Origin of the sequence: Paraburkholderia solisilvae (assembly GCF_902859875.1) — a bacterium.
Taxonomy (GTDB): domain Bacteria; phylum Pseudomonadota; class Gammaproteobacteria; order Burkholderiales; family Burkholderiaceae; genus Paraburkholderia; species Paraburkholderia solisilvae.
Genome location: NZ_CADIKF010000006.1, coordinates 59,479 through 78,449 on the forward strand (window position 1 = coordinate 59,479; position 18,971 = coordinate 78,449).

Genomic DNA, 18,971 nt, shown 5'->3' on the forward strand with positions numbered 1-18,971 from the left:
TTTTGACGCGGCTCGCGCCAGCCTTCGCATATCTCGTTTGACCGCCCGCCTCACCGCTGGATCAGATCGAACACAATTTGCGCAATCCGACTTCAGCGATCCGCGTCGCCGGAGCGCTTGTGCAGGCGGTAACGGTGACTGCATGAGCTGATGGCCGGGCCGATTCGCCAAACGAATACATGCCGCCTAGAAAGCTTTTCCCAACTCAATCCTCGTGCGACGGCTTGCCGCGCACAAGGCGGCTCGTCGCGGCACTGGTTGCCGTGCCCGGTCTCTTGCCCGCGCTTGCACACGCCCAGCTGGCGGGCGAGGCGGCGCAGGCGCAGGCGCTCGACACGCCGTGGGGCCTGCGGCTCGCCTCGCAGCTCGAAGACCATACGGTGCCGGGCGGCGAGCGCGCGGCGACCTTCGTGCTCGGCGATTCGACCACCGGCACGGCCGATCGCGACATGGCGGCGAAAGGTTCAGCCGAGGTGCGCCAGGGCGCGTCGGCCATCAAGGCGGACGCGCTGCATTACGATCAGGATACCGACATGGCCGACGCGTACGGCCATGTGCACGTGAGCGGCAACGGCGCGCTGTTCGTCGGTCCCGAGGCGCACATGAAGCTCGAGTCGAATGAAGGTTACATGACCGCGCCGAAGTACCACTTCACGATGACCGGCGGTTCGGGCAGCGCGGAGCGCGTCGACCTGCTCGACAACGAACGCTCGGTGTTTTCGAACGGCACGTACACCGCGTGCCAGTGCGAAACCAACCCGTCGTGGTACATCAAGGGCACCGAGTTCGATTTCGACACCGGCGCGGACGAAGGCGTCGCGCACAACGGCGTGCTGTTCTTTCAGGGCGTGCCGATCTTCGCGAGCCCATGGCTGTCGTTTCCGCTCTCCGGCGATCGCCGGAGCGGCGTGCTGCCGCCCACGTTTACGGCCAGCTCGAACAACGGCCTCGAACTGTCGCTGCCGTACTACTTCAATATCGCGCCGAACCGCGACCTGACGGTCACGCCGACCATCATTTCGCGGCGCGGCGTGCTGACGGACGTCAACTTCCGGTATCTGTCGCCGACGTATAGCGGTACGTTCACCGGCCAGTTCCTGCCGGACGACGCGATCACGAAGACCAACCGCTACGCGATCTATATCCAGCACAGCCAGTCGTTCGGCAATGGGTTCGCGGGCTACGTCTACTACAACAGGGTCTCCGACAACACCTACCCGGAAGACCTGTCGTCATCGACGAGCCAGTTCCTGAACGGCACGCAGCTGCTGTACCAGCAGGAGGCCGGCCTCACGTACAACAACGGGCCGTGGTCCGTGCTCGCGCGCGAGCAGCACTGGCAGACGCTGCAGGGCTCGACTCCGCCGTATGGCCGCGAGCCGCAGTTGAACGTGAAGTATTCGAAGTACAACGTCGACGGCTTCGACTTCGGCGCGATGGCCGACTACTCGCGCTTCACCATCACGGCCGACAACATGACGCAAGGCCAGCGCGTCGTCTTCGATCCGTACCTGTCGTACTCGGTCGTCGGGCCAGGCTATTTCGTCACGCCGAAGGTGCAGTACCACTTCGCGTCGTATGACCTGAGCAACCTCGGCACGAACTCGGTGGCGGGCCAGCCGAAGAACTTCACCGAAGCGATTCCGACGTTCTCGTTCGATACCGGGCTGATCTTCGACCGGTCGGTGCGCATCTTCGGGCAGGACTATATCCAGACGCTCGAACCGCGCCTGTACTACGTGTACACGCCGTTTCGCAACCAGGACGCCGCGCCGCTTTTCGACACCGCGGACTCCGACTTCGGCCTCGCCGAAATCTTCACGCCGAACACGTTCGTCGGGGAAGACCGCATCGCGGATGCGAACCGCCTGACCGCCGCGCTCACCACGCGTTTCATCAATGCGGCGACCGGCGACGAGCGCGCGCGTTTCGTGATCGCCCAGCAGTACTACTTTACGGACCAGCGCGTCACGCTCTTTCCGGGCGAATCGCAGACCACCGCGCGCCATTCGGACCTGATCGCGGGCGCATCGATCAAGCTCGGCGCCGGTTTCGCGTCCGAAACCGCGTTCCAATATAATGCCGACAACAATCAGCTGGTGAAGTCGAGCATCGGTTTCGGGTTCAGTCCCGAAACGGGCAAGGTGATCAACCTCGGCTACCGTTACACGCGCGCGAACACGACGCTCGAGAACCAGCCGATCAACCAGATCCTGGTCTCGGGGCAATGGCCGCTGTCGCATCGTGTGTTCGTGGTCGGCCGCGTCAACTACGACCTGCGGGACCGGCAACTGGTCGACGGCCTGCTCGGCATGCAGTACGACGCGGACTGCTGGACCTTTGGCATCGGCGTGCAGCGCTACGCGAACGGCGTCAACACCTCGGGCCTCGCGACTTCCGCGACGCGCTTTCTCGCCCAGTTGACGTTGAAGGGCCTGTCGAGCGTCGACAACGGGCTCGTGACGGCGTTCCGTTCGAGCATCGCCGGCTATACACCGCCGCCGCCGCCGCCGGCGCCCGAGTCCCGCTTCAACAATTTTCAGTGACGGTTTCGGCCGCTTATAAAATACGACGAGACGGGCGGAAAATGCCTCCGGCAGGACAGCCCGATATCATTGGAGTATCTGTGGGAATCATGAAAAAGCTTCGTTTGGCATCGCTCGCGACCGGGTTCGCGGCTGCCGCGTTCTTCATGCCGACGGGGCCCGCGCATGCGCAGGCGCTGTCGAGCGGCAGTGGCCAGACGGTCGACACGATCGCCGCGGTGGTCAACAACGGCGTGATCACGCAGCGCGAGCTCGATGAGCGCATGGGGCTGATCACGCGCCGGCTGAACCAGCAGCACGCGCCGATTCCGCCCGCGGACCAGCTGCGCCAGCAGGTGCTCAACCAGATGGTGCTCGAGCGCATCCAGCTGCAAAAGGCGCGCGAAGACAACATCACCGTCGACGATGCGACCGTGCAGCGCACGCTCGAGCGGCTCGCGCAGGCGAACAACATGACGCTCGCGGTGTACCGCGCGCGTATCGAGGCGGAAGGCGTGCCCTGGTCGACCTTCACCGGCGATGCGAAAACCGAACTGGTCCTGTCGCGGCTGCGCGAGAAGGAAGTGGACAGCAAGGTCACCGTGTCGGATGCCGAAGTCGCGAACTACATCGCGAGCCAGCGCGGGCCGAGCGCCGGCATGTCGAGCGACCTGCGCATCGAGCATATCTTCCTGAAGGCGCCGCTCAATGCGTCGCAGACCGATATCGAAGCCGCGCAGAAGAAAGCTGACGATCTCCTGAAACAGGCCGTGGCCGGTAGCGGCGACGATTTCGAGAAGCTTGCGAAATCGAACTCGCAGGCCGCGGACGCGAAAAGCGGCGGCGACATGGGCTTTCAGCCGCCGTCGAAGCTGCCGCCGGAGTTCGTCACGGCGGCCTCGACGCTGCGCGCGGGCCAGGTGAACCCGACGGTCATCCGCACCAGTGACGGCTTCGAGATCGTGCGGCTGGTTGATCGCCGCGCCGGCGGCCAAACCGTGACCGGCGATTCGGCAAGGCTCGTGCAAACGCACGTGCGTCACATCCTGCTGCGTGTCGGCGACGGGCAGTCCGAGCCGCAGGCACGCGAGAAACTGCTCGAGATCAAGCAGGAAATCCAGTCGGGCGGCGGCGACTTCGACAAGTTCGCGCGCACCTATTCGCAGGACGGTTCCGCGTCGCAAGGCGGCGACCTCGGTTGGGTGAGTCCGGGCGAGACGGTGCCGGAATTCGAGCGTGCGATGAACAACCTGCAGGACGGTCAGATCAGCGACCCGGTGCGTACCGAATACGGTTACCACCTGATCCAGGTGCTCGGCCGCCGCGAAGCGGAAGGGTCGGTTGCGCAGCAGATGGACCTCGCGCGCCAGGCGATCGGCCAGCGCAAGGCGGAGCAGGCGTACGCGGACTGGCTGCGCGAGTTGCGCGACACCGCGTATGTCGACTACAAGACCACGCCTGCGCTGGTGCAGTAACGCTAACCATTCGAACCATGACGACCGCCTCCTCGAGCGCCGCGTTGCAGATTGCGATCACGACCGGTGAACCGGCCGGCGTCGGTCCCGAGCTGACCGCGCAAGCGCTCGCGGCGGCCGGCGCGCACTGGCCCGACGCCCGGTTCACCGTGCTCGGCGATGCGGCGCTGCTGGCGGATCGCGCGCAGGCGGTCGGCGTCGACTGGCATGCGTTGCAAGGGCGGCGCATTACGGTCGAACATCACCCGCTTGGCGTGCCGTCGCAGCCGGGCAAGCTCGATGCGGCGAACGGCCGCTACGTGCTTGCGCTGCTCGATGCGGCCATCGACGGCGCGCTCGCCGGTCGCTTCGATGCGATCGTCACCGCGCCGCTGCAAAAGAGCATGATCAACGATGCCGGTGTGCCGTTTACCGGCCACACCGAATATCTCGCCGGGCGCACACATACGCCGCATGTCGTGATGATGCTCGCGGGCACCGGCCAGCGGCCGCTGCGCGTGGCGCTCGCGACCACGCATCTGCCGCTGAAGGACGTCGCGGCGGCGCTCAGCGTGGCGGGCATCGTCGACACGCTGCGTATCATCGATCACGACCTGCGCCGTCATTTCGGCTTGCCCGCGCCGCGCATTCTCGTGACCGGCCTCAATCCGCACGCGGGCGAGAACGGTTATCTCGGCCGCGAAGAAATCGACGTGATCGCGCCGGCGCTCAAGCAGGCGAACGCGCAGGGCATCGACGCGCGCGGACCGTATCCGGCCGACACGCTGTTCCAGCCGCGCTATCTGACCGAAGCCGATTGCGTGCTCGCGATGTTCCATGACCAGGGCTTGCCGGTGCTGAAGTACGCGACGTTCGGTGAAGGCATCAACGTCACGCTCGGCTTGCCGATCATCCGCACGTCGGTCGATCACGGCACCGCGCTCGACCTCGCCGGCACCGGCCGCGCGGACGCCGGCAGCCTGGTCGCCGCGATCGATGCCGCGGTGTCGATGGCGCGCCACCGGCGCGCCGCCTGATTCTCTCCAGCACTTTTTCGATGTCATCCAGCAGACAGCACGCGGGCCGGCAGCACCAGGGCCATTTCGCACGCAAACGGTTCGGCCAGAACTTTCTGGTCGATCACGGCGTGATCGATTCGATCGTCGAGCTGATTCGTCCGCAGCGCGGCGAGCGGATGGTCGAAATCGGGCCGGGCCTCGGCGCATTGACCGAACCGTTGATCGACCGGCTGGCGACGCCCGAATCGCCGCTGCACGCGGTCGAGCTGGATCGCGATCTGATCGGCCGGCTCAAGACGAAATTCGGCGAGCGGCTGCAACTGCATGAAGGCGATGCGCTCGCGTTCGATTTCAGCGCGCTCGCGGCGCCGGGTCACGGCGACGGGTCCGGCGCGACGGATGCATCAAATGCGAAGCCGTCGCTGCGCATCGTCGGCAATCTGCCGTACAACATTTCGAGCCCGCTGCTGTTTCACCTGACGACCTTCGCGCGCAGCGTGATCGATCAACACTTCATGCTGCAGAACGAAGTCGTCGAGCGGATGGTCGCGGAGCCGGGCAGCAAGGCGTTCAGCCGGCTGTCGGTGATGCTGCAGTACCGCTACGTGATCGACAAGCTGCTCGACGTGCCTCCCGAGTCATTCCAGCCGCCGCCGAAAGTCGACTCGGCGATCGTGCGGATGATCCCTTACGCGTCGCACGAATTGCCGGACGTCGACGAAGCGACGCTGGGCGAACTCGTCACGGCCGCGTTCTCCCAGCGACGCAAGATGTTGCGCAATACGCTGTCGGCGTTTCGCGATGCCGTCGACTTCGATGCGCACGGCTTCGATCTTGCGCGGCGCGCGGAGGACGTGCCGGTCGCCGAGTATGTGCGCGTGGCGCAGGCGTTGTCGGCGTCGCGCGGTCAAGCGAAGTCGCCTGACTGATCGCTTTTCTATCCTGTTTGCGTTGCAATCCTAAATAAACGAGCGGTGGAGTTTTCGGACTAGTCCTATAAGGCCGCTGGTCACTGGGTTCCTATACTTCAGCCCGTACTGATACCCAGTAACAGCAAGCAGACGGTCAAACGTCTCTTGACCCGGTCAAACTATTTAGGATTAGAAAATGAAAAAGAACCGTCGATCGGTACGGAATGGCGCGATGCCGTTCCAGCTAGCCGCTTTGAACAATCCTGGAACCCAGTCGAAGCAGAGGTCGCCGGGCGCGAAGCTCACGACCGGCATGGCGATGATTGCGTTGGGTGTCGCCGCGCTGTATGCGCCGGGGCAGTCGTTCGCGAGCGCCATTACGATTGCGGACACGGACAAGGCAACCGGAACGAACTGTACGACGACCAATGCGGGTAGCGGTACATGGTCGGTGGTCGGCGGCTGCTTTGCGAACGCGGGTGTGAAAGACGCGCCGCACAATCTGGCGGAGACGGTGGTCGGCGCCTACGGCTACGTGCCGGCAAACGTCAGCTTCGCGTCGGGCTTCGGCTTCAGCAACCAGACTTACGCGTATTTCGGAAGCGCGCTCGGTGCGGCGTCGTACGTCGCCGGCGCGGCGAACAATAGTGTCGCGCTCGGTACCGGCTCGGTGGCAAGCGAAGCCAATACGGTTTCTCTAGGACGCGTCGGCGACAGTCCGCTGAAGGGCACGTTCAGTGACGGCGGCGACGGCAACTCGTCGGATACGGCACTCCTGAACCAGAATCTCACCGGCACGCTGACGCGCCGCCTCACCAACATGTCCGCGGGCATCAACAATACCGATGCAGTGAACGTCGGCCAGTTGAAGGCGGCCGGCATGAACATCGACACGTCGGGCAACGTGACCAACGCGTTCGTCGCGTACGACGACACGACCAGAGGGAAGGTCACGCTCGCCGGCGGCACGGCCGGCACCACCATCACGAACGTGAAGGCCGGTACGCTAAGCGCGGCCAGCATGGATGCGGTGAACGGCGCGCAGCTCAATGCGACGAACGCGAACGTGACAAACGTGACGAACACGGTGAACAACATCACCAACGGCAACGCGGGGATCAAATACTTCCACGTGAACTCGACGCTCGCGGATTCGACGGCAAGCGGTACGAATGCGATGGCGATCGGCGCTGCGGCCAGCACCAACGGCCAGAGCGCGGTGGCCGTCGGCACGACCGCGTCGGCGTCGGCGGACTGGACGGTGGCGATGGGCAACGCCGCGGCGGCGAAGGGGGCGGGCGATGTGGCATTGGGCGCGTCGTCGCTCGCCAATGGCGGCGCCGGCTCGAACTATTCGACGGCGGTCGGCGCCAACGCGCAGGCGACGGCGGCGAACACCGGCGCGTTTGGCGCAGGCGCGAAGGCGACGGTTGCCAATAGTGTGGCGCTCGGTTCGAACTCGACTGGCGACCGCGCGAACAGCGTGGCGGTCGGCAATGCGTCGCTGCAACGGCAAATCACCTACGTGGCCAAGGGTACGGCGGACACGGACGCGGTGAACCTTGCGCAGTTGAAGGCGGCCGGCGCGACCATCGATACGTCGGGCAACGTGACCAACGCGTTCGTCGCGTATGACGACGCGACCAAAGGCGTGGTCACGCTCGCCGGCGGATTGGCCGGTACGACCATCACGAACGTGAAAGCAGGCGCCGTCAGCGCGGGCAGCAAGGACGCGATCAACGGCTCGCAGCTATATGGTTCGGCAAGCAGCATGGCCGCGGCGCTCGGCGGCGGTTCCATCGTCGCCCCGGACGGCAGCATCACGATGCCCCGATACACAGTGGGCGGCGACACCGTGATCGGCGTGGACGGCGCAGTCGATGCGCTCGATCAGCGAATCACCGACGCATCGGCGGCGGCGGCCGATATCTCGACGAAGCTCAAGTTCATCAAGTTCGGCGATACGAGCGGCCAGGACGCGAACGCGTCGGGCGACAACGCTGTCGCGATCGGCCCATTCGCGCAGGCAACCGGCGACAACGCGCTGGCCATGGGGGCGAACGCGCGCGCGACCGCGGTCAATTCGATTGCGATCGGCGCGGGTTCGTCCACCAACCAGGCCAATACGTTCGCGGTGGGCTCGAATACGGCCAAGCGCCGCATCGTCAACGTCGCGGACGGCGTGAACTACAGCGATGCGGTGACGTTTGGGCAGATGAACGCGGCGATCGCTGCGGCGCTGCCTGGCCAGACAGTCAAAGGCGCGCTGCTGCAGGCGGCGCCGCTGGCTGCCGGCATCGGCGTCGCGACGCCGGACGATGCGGCCAACGCCATTGCCTACGACAGCACCGCGCGCGACCGCGTGACGCTCGGCGGAGCAGCGGCGACCGCACGCGTCGCGCTGTCGAATCTGCAGGATGCCGATCTGAGTGCAACCAGCACCGACGCCGTTACCGGCGCGCAGTTGTACGCGACGAACCAGCAGGTCGAGAAGCTTGGCGAGGCCGTGCAAAACTACAGCGCGAACGGGTCGTCCGTGATTGCATCGGGCATGGCGAGCGGACCCGCGACGGCGACCGGTTCGAATTCGTTCGCAGCGGGCAGCGGCGCAAGCGCGGCCGGCAACGCATCGACCGCGCTCGGCGATCGCGCGAAGGCGTCGGGCACGGCTTCGGTAGCGCTCGGCTCGCAGGCGAGCGCCACCGCGAACAATTCGGTCGCACTCGGCGCGAACGCGGTGGCGAGCCGCGACAATACGGTGTCGGTAGGCGCACCGGAGGCGGAACGTCAGATCGTCAACGTTGCGGCAGGCGTACAGGGCACCGATGCGGTGAACGTGAACCAGTTGAATGCCACGGTCGCGAACACGAACCAGCAGATCTCCGGCCTGCAAGGCCAGATCAACAGCGTCGCGAAGGGCGCGAATGCGGGCACCGCGGCCGCCATGGCGGTCGCCGGCCTGCCGCAGCCGACCCAGCCGGGCAAGACGATGGTCGCGCTTGCCGGTGCGCGTTATGGCGGTCAGTCGGGCGCCGCGTTCGGCGCGTCGTATGTGACGCAGAACAACAGGTTCGTCGTGAAGCTGTCGGGCAACACCAGCACCAACGGCAACGTCGGCGTGGTCGCGGGCGCGGGTTTCCAGTGGTGAGCGCCCAGCCCGTCAGCCGGTAATGCCGCGGCGGCGTAGCGGCCCACGCCACGCCGTCGCCGTTGCCGCGGGCACATACCGGGCACATATCGGCTACATGCCACCCGCTGAATTCCGGAGCGCGCGCTTTCCATTTACAAGCCCGGGTGCGCGCTCCAAACTTTATCTTCCCCTCCTCGCATTTCATCGGACAGCGGCGGCAAAACGGAACCCTGTTTGCATCCGTCCGCCCGCACGCGTCGCACACCTTACATATTTCGCACTTTCCGCCTTTCATCAGGCATCATTCGCGAATTCCCGTTGTCGACTCACGCGCAACCGCGCGCAAGACCTTGAAGGCGCTGCGCCACACAGGACCGATTCAGCCCGCATAAGCACGTCCCGTACGACAAGGAGACGGCATGACCAAGCCCAGCAGGTGGACCGCCTACGTGCTGTTGCCGGCTGCACTGCTATCGGCGCTGGCCGCGGCGCCGTCGCATGCGCAAACGAGCGTCACGTTGTATGGCATCGTCGATGAAAGCGTGCGCTACTTGACCCATACGAACACGGCTGGCGATTCGACGCTCGGTCTCGGCACCGGCGGCCTGAGCGAAAGCCGCTGGGGTTTGAGGGGCAGCGAAGACCTCGGCGGCGGCTGGTCCACGTTTTTCAGGCTCGAAAACCGCTTCTATATCAATTCCGGACAGAGCGACCTGACGTTGCCGTTCATCAACGAGGCGCAAGTCGGCGTGCAGTCGGCTTCGTATGGATGGCTGATCTTCGGTCGGCAGCCGAACGTGCTGATCGAAGGCATCACGATCGGCGGCTATGGCAGCAATCCGTGGATTCCATACGACTTCAGTTTCCAGCCGGAAGTGACCATGTCGGGCGGCATCTGGACCAGCAACCAGGTGCAGTATCAGGCGCGCTTCAATGGCGTGACCTTGGCGACCGCGTATGCATTCGGCGGCGTCGCCGGACACATGTCGTACGGCTCGCAGTACGGCGCCGCGGCGGCTTATGCGCCGAAGGGCGGCCCGCTCAACCTGGGCGGCGCGTACGAGGAGTCGCACGATTCGCTGAACGGCAGCACCGCGAAAGCGTGGACCTTTGGCGGCGCCTATGTGTGGGACGGCACGCGCTTCGCGCTCGGTTATATCGTCAATCGCGCCGATCCGGGCTTCTCGAACTTCGCCAACGGGCCGTTTAGCGCGCCCCAGCTCACTGCGCTCAAGTACACCGATTTCTCGCGGCGCCGGATGATACTCGGCGGCATCACGCAGGCGCTCGACGACGCGTGGCATCTCGCACTCAACGTATGGCGCACCTGGCAGGACGGTAAAACCGCCGCGCAGGACGGCTCGGCGTGGCAGTACCAGTTCGTCGCCGACTATAACCTTTCGAAGCGCACCGACGTCTATGTGGAAGCCGATTACGCGGTGTATCGCGGCGGCCTGATCGGCGCGCAACTGCAGGGTGTGAATGCCGTCGGGCTTGCGCAGAAGAGCACGCAAATCGGTTTGATGGCGGGCTTGCGGCATCTGTTCTAGCGCTTGGGGGCGTTCCGGGCGAGTCCGAGGTTGACCCCGAAGTGAACGTGAAGCGAACCTGAAGCGACCTCGAAGTCAGCCCATCACTCGGCGAGGATGCGGTTTTTTCGGTACATTTACGTCCTCGACATCACGCAATCAGGAGTTCACGATGCGCTTTCTCCACACCATGCTTCGCGTCGGCAATCTCGACCGCTCGATCAAGTTCTACACCGAGTTGCTCGGCATGAAAGTGCTGCGCCGCCAGGACTATCCGGACGGCAAGTTCACGCTGGCGTTCGTCGGCTATACGGATGAGCGTGACGGCACGGTCATCGAATTGACGCATAACTGGGATACGGAATCGTACGACCTCGGCAGCGCTTTCGGCCACCTCGCGATCGAAGTCGAAGACGCGTACGCCGCATGCGAAAAGATCAAGGCGCAGGGCGGCACGGTGGTGCGCGAGGCCGGCCCGATGAAACACGGCACGACGGTGATCGCGTTCATCACCGATCCGGACGGCTACAAGATCGAATTCATCCAGAAGAAGTCTTGATGGCTTGGCGAGCGGCATGCAACGGGGTATCGGGCATGCGGCATAGGCGCGCGCTGCGCCGCGCCGTGCATCTGCCTGCATCGCCGCTCACGCGCACGCGATTGTGCGCGTAATCAGGCATGAGCGCGCACCAGCAGGCACCAGCAGGCACAAGCAGGCACAAGCAGGCACAAGCAGGCACAAGCAGGCACAAGCAGGCACAAGCAGGCACAAGCAAGCACGTGTGATCAAGCGCGGAAGCGCGGGGCAAGCGATCGAGCGTAAGCCGACACAAGCGCGGCACAAGCGCGGCACAAGCAGACACATAGTCCGGCGTAATCGCGCACGCCGCTTCAAAGCGCCGGCAACAGCTCCGGCGGATGGTGCTTGAGCGTTTGCCGCGCTTCGCGGAACTCGGGGAAAATCGATTCGACGGTCTGCCAGAAGCGCGGGCTATGGTTCATTTCGCGCAGATGCGCGAGTTCGTGCGCGACGACATAGTCGATGATCGACAGCGGGAAGTGAACCAGCCGCCAGTTCAGGCGGATCTTGCCGTCGCTCGAGCAGCTGCCCCAGCGCGTCGCCGCCGACGACAGCGCATACGCGCGGTAATTGACGCCGAGCTTCTCCGCATAGATCGCGAGGCGTTCGCCGAACAGGCGCTTCGCTTCGCTTTGCAGCCAGCCCTGCACACGGTCTTTGATCTGCTGCGGCTCCGCCTGCAGCGGCAGCGGCAGCGCGAGCAGCGCCTGTTCCTCATCGAAGCGCAGCGTGCCGTCCGGCGCGCCGAGCGACACCCGCACCGGCTGTCCGAGATAAGGCACCTGTGCACCGTCCTTCCAGTCGACACGCGGCAACGCGCGCTGTTCGACACGCGATTGCCATTCGGTGAGCTTCGCGAAAATCCAGCGCTGCTTTTCCGTGATCGCCGTTTCGATATCGGTCAGCGTGACCCAGCGCGGCGCGGTGATCGTGAGACCGGTGCCGTCGATCGCAAAGCCGATCGAGCGGCGCGACGAGCGCTTCAGGTGGTAGTACAGCGACTGCGCGCCCAGCGTGATGTGGCGCAGCTTCGTACCATCGGGCGCGAGGGGAACCGCCGGTTTCTGCGGTGACGGCGCATCGGATACGCCAGGCTCTTCGAAGAGTGGCAGATCGAGTTGCCGGCTATCGAGCGCCGCAGCGGGTTGCGGTTTGGAAGACTTCTGCATCGGACTCGCTTCACGCTAGAACGCCGTCTCGATGACGAAGAGGCGGCGTACGCGCGTCAGATTTGCGCGGCGGCAGGCGCATTGTGCCCGGCGCCATATGCCGCGGGATCGATGCGGCGCATCTCGGCTTCGATCCATGTTTCGACGCGCATGTTCACTTCGTCGGGCGTGAGCCCGCGGGTGTCAATCGGCTTGCCGATCGACACCGTGACTATACCCGGATATTTGATAAACGAGTTGCGCGGCCACACACGTCCGGCGTTATGGGCGATCGGCACGACCGGTGCGCCGGTTGCGACCGCGAAGCGCGAACCGCCGGTCTTGTACTTGCCCTGTCTGCCGGTCGGCGTGCGCGTGCCTTCGGGAAACATGATGACCCACGCGCCTTCTTCCATGCGCTGCTTGCCCTGCCGCGTTACCGAAGCGAAAGCATGCTTGCCCTCTTTGCGGTTGATGTGAACCATCTTCAGCAGGCCGAGCGCCCAGCCGAAAAACGGCACATACAGCAGTTCGCGTTTGAACACGTAGCAAAGCGGCCGCGGCATCACCGCGGGAAAGGCGACCGTCTCCCAGGCGGACTGATGCTTCGACAGCAGCACCGCCGGTCCGTCGGGCAGATTCTCGAGGCCTTGCACCGTGTGGCCGATGCCGTTCAGATGGCGCAGCACCTCGAGCACCACGTGGCACCAGCCGACCGCCATCCAGTAGCGCCGGTCCGCCTGCATGAATGGAAACGCGATAAAGCAGGCGATCGCGTACGGAATCGTGAAGACGATGAAGAAAATCAATAGCAGCAGTGAGCGTAAAAAGCGCATCGGTCAGTTCAACGGGTAGCGAGGATGCGCAGCCTGCACATCACTCCTGTTCTTCAGCAAGGAAGTCCAAAGCGAACGCGCGCAGGTCGTCGTGGATGCGCGTGCCTTCGGGCAAGCCGCCGGCGGCGAAGGTCCGGCGGCCCTTGCCGCTTAGCACCAGATGCGGCGTGAAGCCGAGCGCGGCGGCCGCTTGCAGATCGCGCAGCGAATCGCCGACCGCGGGCGTGCCCTTCGGATCGACGTCGTAGCGCTCGGCGATCATCTTCAGCATGCCGGGCTTCGGTTTGCGGCATTCGCATTGGTCTTCGGCCGTGTGCGGGCAGAAGAAGATCGCGTCGATACGCGCGCCGACGGTCGCCGCCATCCGGTGCATCTTTTCGTGCATCGCGTTCAACGCGGCCATGTCGAACAGGCCGCGCCCGATGCCGGACTGGTTCGTTGCGATCGCGACGCGATAGCCGGCCTGATTGAGCCGCGCGATCGCATCGAGACTGCCGGGCAGCGCCACCCATTCGTCCGGCGACTTGATAAACGCTTCGGAATCGACGTTGATCACGCCGTCCCGATCGAGCACCACCAGTTTCTTTGCGATAGCCATGGTATGCGTACTCAGACGGCGAGCCGCGAAATATCCGCGACGCAGTTCATCTGCTGGTGCAACGCGCCGAGCAGGGCGAGACGGTTCGCACGCAGCGCCGGATCGTCCGCGTTGACCATCACGTCGTTGAAGAACGTGTCGACCGGTTCGCGCAGCGCCGCGAGCGCGGACAACGCGCCGGTGTACTCGCGTAGCGCGAGTTGCGACTGCACGCGCGGCGCGACCTGCTCGAGCTGCGCATGCAACGCCTGTTCGGCGCTTTCGACGAGCAGCGCGGCCTGCACGACTGCCCGCGTGCCATCGGTGGCGACGCTGTCGGACTTCTTCAGGATGTTCGAGATCCGCTTGTTCGCGGCCGCGAGCGAGGCCGCTTCGGCGAGCGCCGCGAATTCGCGCACGGCGTTCAGGCGCGCGACGACGTCGTCCAGACGCGTCGGGTTCAACGCGAGCACCGCGTCGACTTCGAGCGCGCCATAGCCGCGCTCGCGCAGCATGCCGCGCAGACGGTCCATAAAGAACTCGTAGAGCGCGGCCGTTGAATCCGCAACGTTCGGCACACCGGCGAACTGCCGGTGCGCGGCGCGCAGCAATTCGAGCAGATCGACCGGCAACTGCTTTTCGATCAGGATGCGCAGCACGCCGAGTGCGTGGCGGCGCAGTGCGAACGGGTCTTTTTCGCCGGTCGGCTGCAGGCCGATGCCCCAGATGCCGACCAGCGTTTCGAGCTTGTCGGCGAGCGCAACCGTGGTGCCGGTCGCAGTGGCCGGCAGCGTGTCGCCGGAAAAGCGCGGCTGGTAGTGCTCGGAGCACGCGAGCGCAACTTCTTCGGGCTCGCCGTCGTGGCGCGCGTAGTACGTGCCCATCGTGCCCTGCAGTTCGGGGAACTCGCCGACCATGTCGGTCAGCAGGTCGGCCTTCGCAAGACGCGCGGCGCGCTTTGCGAGCGCGACGTCGGCGCCCGTCAGCGCGGCGATCTCGCCCGCGAGCGCTTCGATACGTTCGACGCGCGCGAGCGCCGTACCGAGCTTGTTGTGATAGACGACGTTCGCGAGCAGCGGCACGCGCTCCGCGAGCGGCTTCTTCTTGTCCTGTTCGAAGAAGAACTTCGCATCGGCGAGGCGCGGGCGCACGACGCGCTCGTTGCCTTCGATGATGTCGTCCGGCGTATCGGTCGCGATGTTCGAGACGATCAGGAAGCGCGAGCGCAGCTTGCCGTTTGCGTCGGTGAGCGCGAAGTACTTCTGGTTGGTCTGCATCGTCAGGATCAGACATTCCTGCGGCACTTGCAGGAATTCGTCCTCGAAACGGCACGCATAGACCACCGGCCATTCGACCAGCGACGTCACTTCGTCGAGCAGCGCGTCGGGCATCACGACCTGATCGCCGTTCGCCTGCGCGAGCAGCTGCGAGCGGATCGCTTCCTTGCGGCCGGCGAAGCTCGCGACCACGTGGCCCCGATCGCGCAGCGTTTGCGCATATGCATCCGCGTGCTGGATCTGCACGAAGCCTTCGGACAGGAAGCGGTGGCCGAGCGTGGTGTCGTCCGCATCGATGCCGAATGCGGCGACCGGCACGATCTGGTGGTCATGCAGCACGGTGAGGCGGTGCACGGGGCGCACGAACTGCACGTTGGTGCCGTCCGGGCGCTGATAGGTCATGACCTTCGGAATGGGCAGCTTCGCGAGCGTTTCGTCGAGCGCGGCCTGCAGGCCGTCCGCGAGCGTCGCGCCGGGCGCCGCATAACGCAGGAAAAACGCGTCGGCCTTGCCGTCCGACGCGCGTTCGAGATCGCTGACCGAAAAATCAGGAAAGCCGAGCGCGGCGAGCTTTTTCGCGAGCGGTGCGGTGGGCTGGCCGTTCGCATCGAGCGCGACCGATACCGGCAGCACCTTTTCGCGCACGTGTTTTTCCGGCGCGACGGTGCGCACATTGCGGACGGTGACCGCGAGGCGCCGCGGCGTGGCATGGCCTTCGAACGACAGCTCGCCTTCGATCAGATCGCGCGCCGCGAGGCGCTGCGCAATGCCTTCGGCGAACGCGTCGCCAAGACGCGCGAGCGCTTTCGGCGGCAGTTCCTCGGTCAGCAGTTCGACGAGCAGGGTGGCGTGTTGGGATTGCGTCATGTGTTCTTGTCTCGTCAGTCTTTATCGAACGTCGGCTCGATCTTCAGCGGCGGCGCCCATGCGGGCTTCGCGGCTTCCTGTTCGTCGGTCTCGAGGCCGGGCACCGCGTGCACCGGATTGCCGAGCATCGGGAAGCCGAGCTTCTCGCGCGAATCGTAATAAGCCTGTGCGACGAGGCGCGACAGATTGCGGATGCGGCCGATATACGCCGCCCGTTCGGTAACCGAGATCGCGCCGCGCGCATCGAGCAGATTGAACGTGTGCGCGGCCTTCAGCACGAGTTCGTACGCGGGCAGCGGCAATTGCGCTTCCATCATCCGCTTCGCTTCGCCCTCGTAGCTGTTGAAGAACGTGAACAGCAGTTCGACGTTCGCGTGCTCGAAGTTATACGTCGACTGCTCGACCTCGTTCTGGTGGTACACGTCGCCGTAAAACAGGCGGCGCGTTTCCGGTCCGTTCGGACCTTGCTCTTCCCACTCGGTCCAGACGAGGTCGTAGACGTTTTCGACCTTTTGCAGATACATCGCGAGGCGCTCGAGGCCGTATGTGATTTCGCCGAGCACCGGTTTGCAGTCGAGGCCGCCGACCTGCTGGAAGTACGTGAACTGCGTGACTTCCATGCCGTTCAACCACACTTCCCAGCCGAGCCCCCATGCGCCGAGCGTCGGGTTCTCCCAGTCGTCCTCGACGAAGCGCACGTCGTTTTGCTGCAGGTCGAAGCCGAGCGCTTCGAGCGAGCCGAGGTACAGGTCGAGAATGTCTTCGGGCGCCGGCTTCAGCACGACCTGATATTGATAATAGTGCTGCAGGCGGTTCGGGTTCTCGCCGTAGCGGCCGTCCTTCGGGCGCCGCGACGGCTGCACGTAGGCCGCGCGCCACGGCTCGGGGCCGACCGCGCGGAGGAACGTATGGACGTGCGAGGTGCCGGCGCCGACTTCCATGTCGATTGGCTGGAGCAGCGCGCAACCCTGCTTGTCCCAGTAGGACTGCAGCGTCAGGATGATTTGCTGAAACGTGAGCATGAAGTGCCTTTCCGGCGGGGGAGTGCGGCGCGCATTCGAACCGCCGCGGGAGACGGCTGCGCTGACATCGGCGCCGGTCCGGCAGCGGGCCGTTGCGCGGCCCGGTGCTAAAACCCTGAATTTTACCGGATTGGCGTGGCGTTGAGACTTTCGGCAGGCGCTTGCGGCCCGCGGTTCATCCGGGTGCGTACCGGACTGGTGATTCAGGCCGCCTGCCGCGCCCCGTTTCGCGCGGCCGCGTGTGTCGATTCGCGTGTGCGTCGATTCTTTAGCGTGGGCCGTCGGCGCGCGCGTCGCCGGTGTCCGCGTCCGCGGCTGCGCTGCTGTCACTGCGGCCTGCTTCACGCCGGTTTCGTTTCGCGCCGCGATCCGCGCGCGACGGCCCGAATGCGAAACCCAACGCGAGCAGCAACAGCGATACCGCGAGCACTGTGTTGTTGCCGCTCGTCACATAAGGAGTCTCGCCGGACGTGCCCTGAATCGTCACGTCGATCGATCCTTCGGTGAACGGCGGCAGCCGCGCGATTATGTTGCCGTGTGCATCGATCGCGGCGGTCGTGCCGGTGTTGGTCGCACGCAGCATCGGCCGGCCGGTCTCGAGCGAACGCATCCGCGCGATCTGCAGGTGCTGGTCGAGCGCGATCGTATCGCCGAACCACGCGAGGTTGGTCGAGTTGATCAGCACGCCGGCCGGCGTCGCGTTCTCGCGCACCGAGCGCGCGATCTCTTCGCCGAAGATATCTTCGTAGCAGATGTCGACCGACACCGGCTGGTTATGCACGAAAAACGGTTTCTGCACCGGCGCGCCGCGCGCAAAGTCGCCCAGCGGGATGTTCATCAGGTTGACGAACCAGCGGAAGCCCCACGGCACGAATTCGCCGAACGGCACGAGATGATGCTTGTCGTAGCGATACACGTCATGCGTGTTCGGCGTGATGCCGAACACGCTGTTCGTGTAGTCGGCGATGCGGCCGTCCGGTGTGATCGTGCCGCCGATCGCGCCGAACAGGATCGAGGTGCCGGTCGAATCGGCGAACGCGCGCACCGCGACCGCGAACGCGTTCGGCACGTACTGCGCGAGCACCGGTATCGCCGTTTCGGGCGTGACGATGAGATCCGCGGGCTTCGAGGTAATCATTCGTTGATACTCGTTGATTGCCGCGGTGACGCCCGCCTGTTCGAATTTCATTTCCTGCTTCACGTTGCCTTGCAGCAGGCGCACGCTGAGCGTCGCGTTGGCCGGCTGCGTCCACGACGCGAGCGGCAGCAGCAGGCCTGCGGCGAGCATCGCGACGGCGATCGCGACGGGCGCAACGACGCCCGCGTTGCGCGTCTTGCGTACGCTGGCTGCGGTATCCGTTGCGGCAAGCGCGGCGCTTGCCGCGTTGCCGCTGCTGTTGCCGCGCGTGCGCAGCAGCGCCTGCGCGAGCAGCGCGGCCGTCAACGCGAGCACCCAGCCGACGCCGTACACGCCGGCGAGCGGCGCAAAGCCGGCAAACGGGCCGTCGACCTGCGCATAGCCGCTGGCGAGCCACGGGAAGCCGGTGAATATCGTGCCGCGCAGCCACTCGCCGAGCGCCCACGCGCTCGCGAACGCGAATGCGCCGTGCCAGGTCGGCGAGAACGGCATCGCGTCGGCCCGCCCGGCGTTGCCGTTGCGCGCATGGCCGGCGCAGAACGACCACACGCCGGCCGCCAATGCCGGATAGAGCGCGAGATACATCGAGAACAGCACGAGCGCCGCGCCCGCGAGCGGCGCGGCCATGCCGCCGTAGTCGTGCATGCTCACGTACAGCCACCAGACGCCCGTCACGTAGTTGCCGAAGCCGAATGCAAAGCCGGTCAGCGCGGCGCTCTTCCAGCCGGTCGCGCGCGTGAGCCGCGCATGGAAGAACACGAAAATCGCGAGTTCGAGCCAGCCGCCGTGCGGCGTCGGCGCAAACGACAGCGTATTGGCGGCGCCCGCGACGAGCGCCGCGAGGTAATGCCAGCGCGGCAAGACGCGGCCGCCCGCTGCGGCTTCGTCGGGCGTCACGCCGCGGCGCAGACGGGAAGGGATCGGGTCGGCCATTGTTCTTCGGTTGCGTGGTTCGGTG

At 65.2% G+C, this 18,971-nt stretch carries 13 protein-coding genes; 7 read left to right on the plus strand and 6 right to left on the minus strand.

What is annotated here, in order from left to right; translation table 11 throughout:
- Positions 1-179: 179 nt before the first annotated feature.
- The 7 genes from HV675_RS05815 (at position 180) to gloA (ending at position 11,127) form a co-directional block, all read left to right on the plus strand.
- Positions 180-2,546 carry an LPS-assembly protein LptD gene (locus HV675_RS05815; protein WP_175109842.1) on the plus strand — a complete coding sequence of 789 codons (2,367 nt, stop codon included), beginning with the start codon at positions 180-182 and terminating at the stop codon, positions 2,544-2,546.
- A gap of 80 nt (positions 2,547-2,626) precedes the next feature.
- The gene (locus HV675_RS05820; protein WP_175109843.1) at positions 2,627-4,000 is read left to right on the plus strand and encodes a peptidylprolyl isomerase; all 1,374 of its coding nucleotides are present in this window, start codon (positions 2,627-2,629) and stop codon (positions 3,998-4,000) included.
- Between the two features lie 17 nt (positions 4,001-4,017).
- Complete coding sequence (gene pdxA / locus HV675_RS05825) at positions 4,018-5,016, plus strand: 4-hydroxythreonine-4-phosphate dehydrogenase PdxA (RefSeq protein WP_175109844.1); 999 nt, start codon at positions 4,018-4,020, stop codon at positions 5,014-5,016.
- 20 nt (positions 5,017-5,036) lie between these two features.
- Positions 5,037-5,927 carry a 16S rRNA (adenine(1518)-N(6)/adenine(1519)-N(6))-dimethyltransferase RsmA gene (gene rsmA, locus HV675_RS05830; RefSeq protein ID WP_175109845.1) on the plus strand — a complete coding sequence of 297 codons (891 nt, stop codon included), beginning with the start codon at positions 5,037-5,039 and terminating at the stop codon, positions 5,925-5,927.
- Between the two features lie 178 nt (positions 5,928-6,105).
- Positions 6,106-9,057, plus strand: coding sequence for a YadA family autotransporter adhesin (locus tag HV675_RS05835; protein ID WP_175109846.1), 2,952 nt, complete (start codon positions 6,106-6,108; stop codon positions 9,055-9,057).
- 401 nt (positions 9,058-9,458) lie between these two features.
- Positions 9,459-10,589 (plus strand): porin, encoded by a 1,131-nt coding sequence (locus tag HV675_RS05840; protein ID WP_175109847.1) that lies wholly within the window; start codon positions 9,459-9,461, stop codon positions 10,587-10,589.
- 151 nt (positions 10,590-10,740) lie between these two features.
- Positions 10,741-11,127: a lactoylglutathione lyase gene (gloA, locus tag HV675_RS05845; RefSeq protein ID WP_175109848.1), complete on the plus strand. Its 387-nt coding sequence runs from the start codon at positions 10,741-10,743 to the stop codon at positions 11,125-11,127.
- Positions 11,128-11,459: 332 nt separating this feature from the next.
- Here gloA and HV675_RS05850 read toward each other — a convergent pair whose 3' ends face one another.
- The 6 genes from HV675_RS05850 to lnt all read right to left on the minus strand — a co-directional run bounded on the left by HV675_RS05850 (position 11,460) and on the right by lnt (position 18,946).
- The gene (locus HV675_RS05850; protein WP_175109849.1) at positions 11,460-12,317 is read right to left on the minus strand and encodes a M48 family metallopeptidase; all 858 of its coding nucleotides are present in this window, start codon (positions 12,315-12,317) and stop codon (positions 11,460-11,462) included.
- Between the two features lie 56 nt (positions 12,318-12,373).
- Positions 12,374-13,132, minus strand: a complete 759-nt coding sequence (locus tag HV675_RS05855; RefSeq protein ID WP_175109850.1) for a lysophospholipid acyltransferase family protein — start codon at positions 13,130-13,132, stop codon at positions 12,374-12,376.
- 40 nt (positions 13,133-13,172) lie between these two features.
- Positions 13,173-13,730: a D-glycero-beta-D-manno-heptose 1,7-bisphosphate 7-phosphatase gene (gene gmhB, locus HV675_RS05860; protein ID WP_175109851.1), complete on the minus strand. Its 558-nt coding sequence runs from the start codon at positions 13,728-13,730 to the stop codon at positions 13,173-13,175.
- An 11-nt stretch (positions 13,731-13,741) separates the two neighbouring features.
- Entirely contained in the window at positions 13,742-15,853 is a 2,112-nt protein-coding gene (glyS, locus tag HV675_RS05865) for a glycine--tRNA ligase subunit beta (protein WP_175109852.1), read from the minus strand.
- A 14-nt stretch (positions 15,854-15,867) separates the two neighbouring features.
- Positions 15,868-16,875 (minus strand): glycine--tRNA ligase subunit alpha, encoded by a 1,008-nt coding sequence (gene glyQ, locus HV675_RS05870; protein ID WP_175109853.1) that lies wholly within the window; start codon positions 16,873-16,875, stop codon positions 15,868-15,870.
- A 268-nt stretch (positions 16,876-17,143) separates the two neighbouring features.
- The gene (lnt, locus tag HV675_RS05875; RefSeq protein ID WP_175109854.1) at positions 17,144-18,946 is read right to left on the minus strand and encodes an apolipoprotein N-acyltransferase; all 1,803 of its coding nucleotides are present in this window, start codon (positions 18,944-18,946) and stop codon (positions 17,144-17,146) included.
- Positions 18,947-18,971 lie beyond the last annotated feature (25 nt).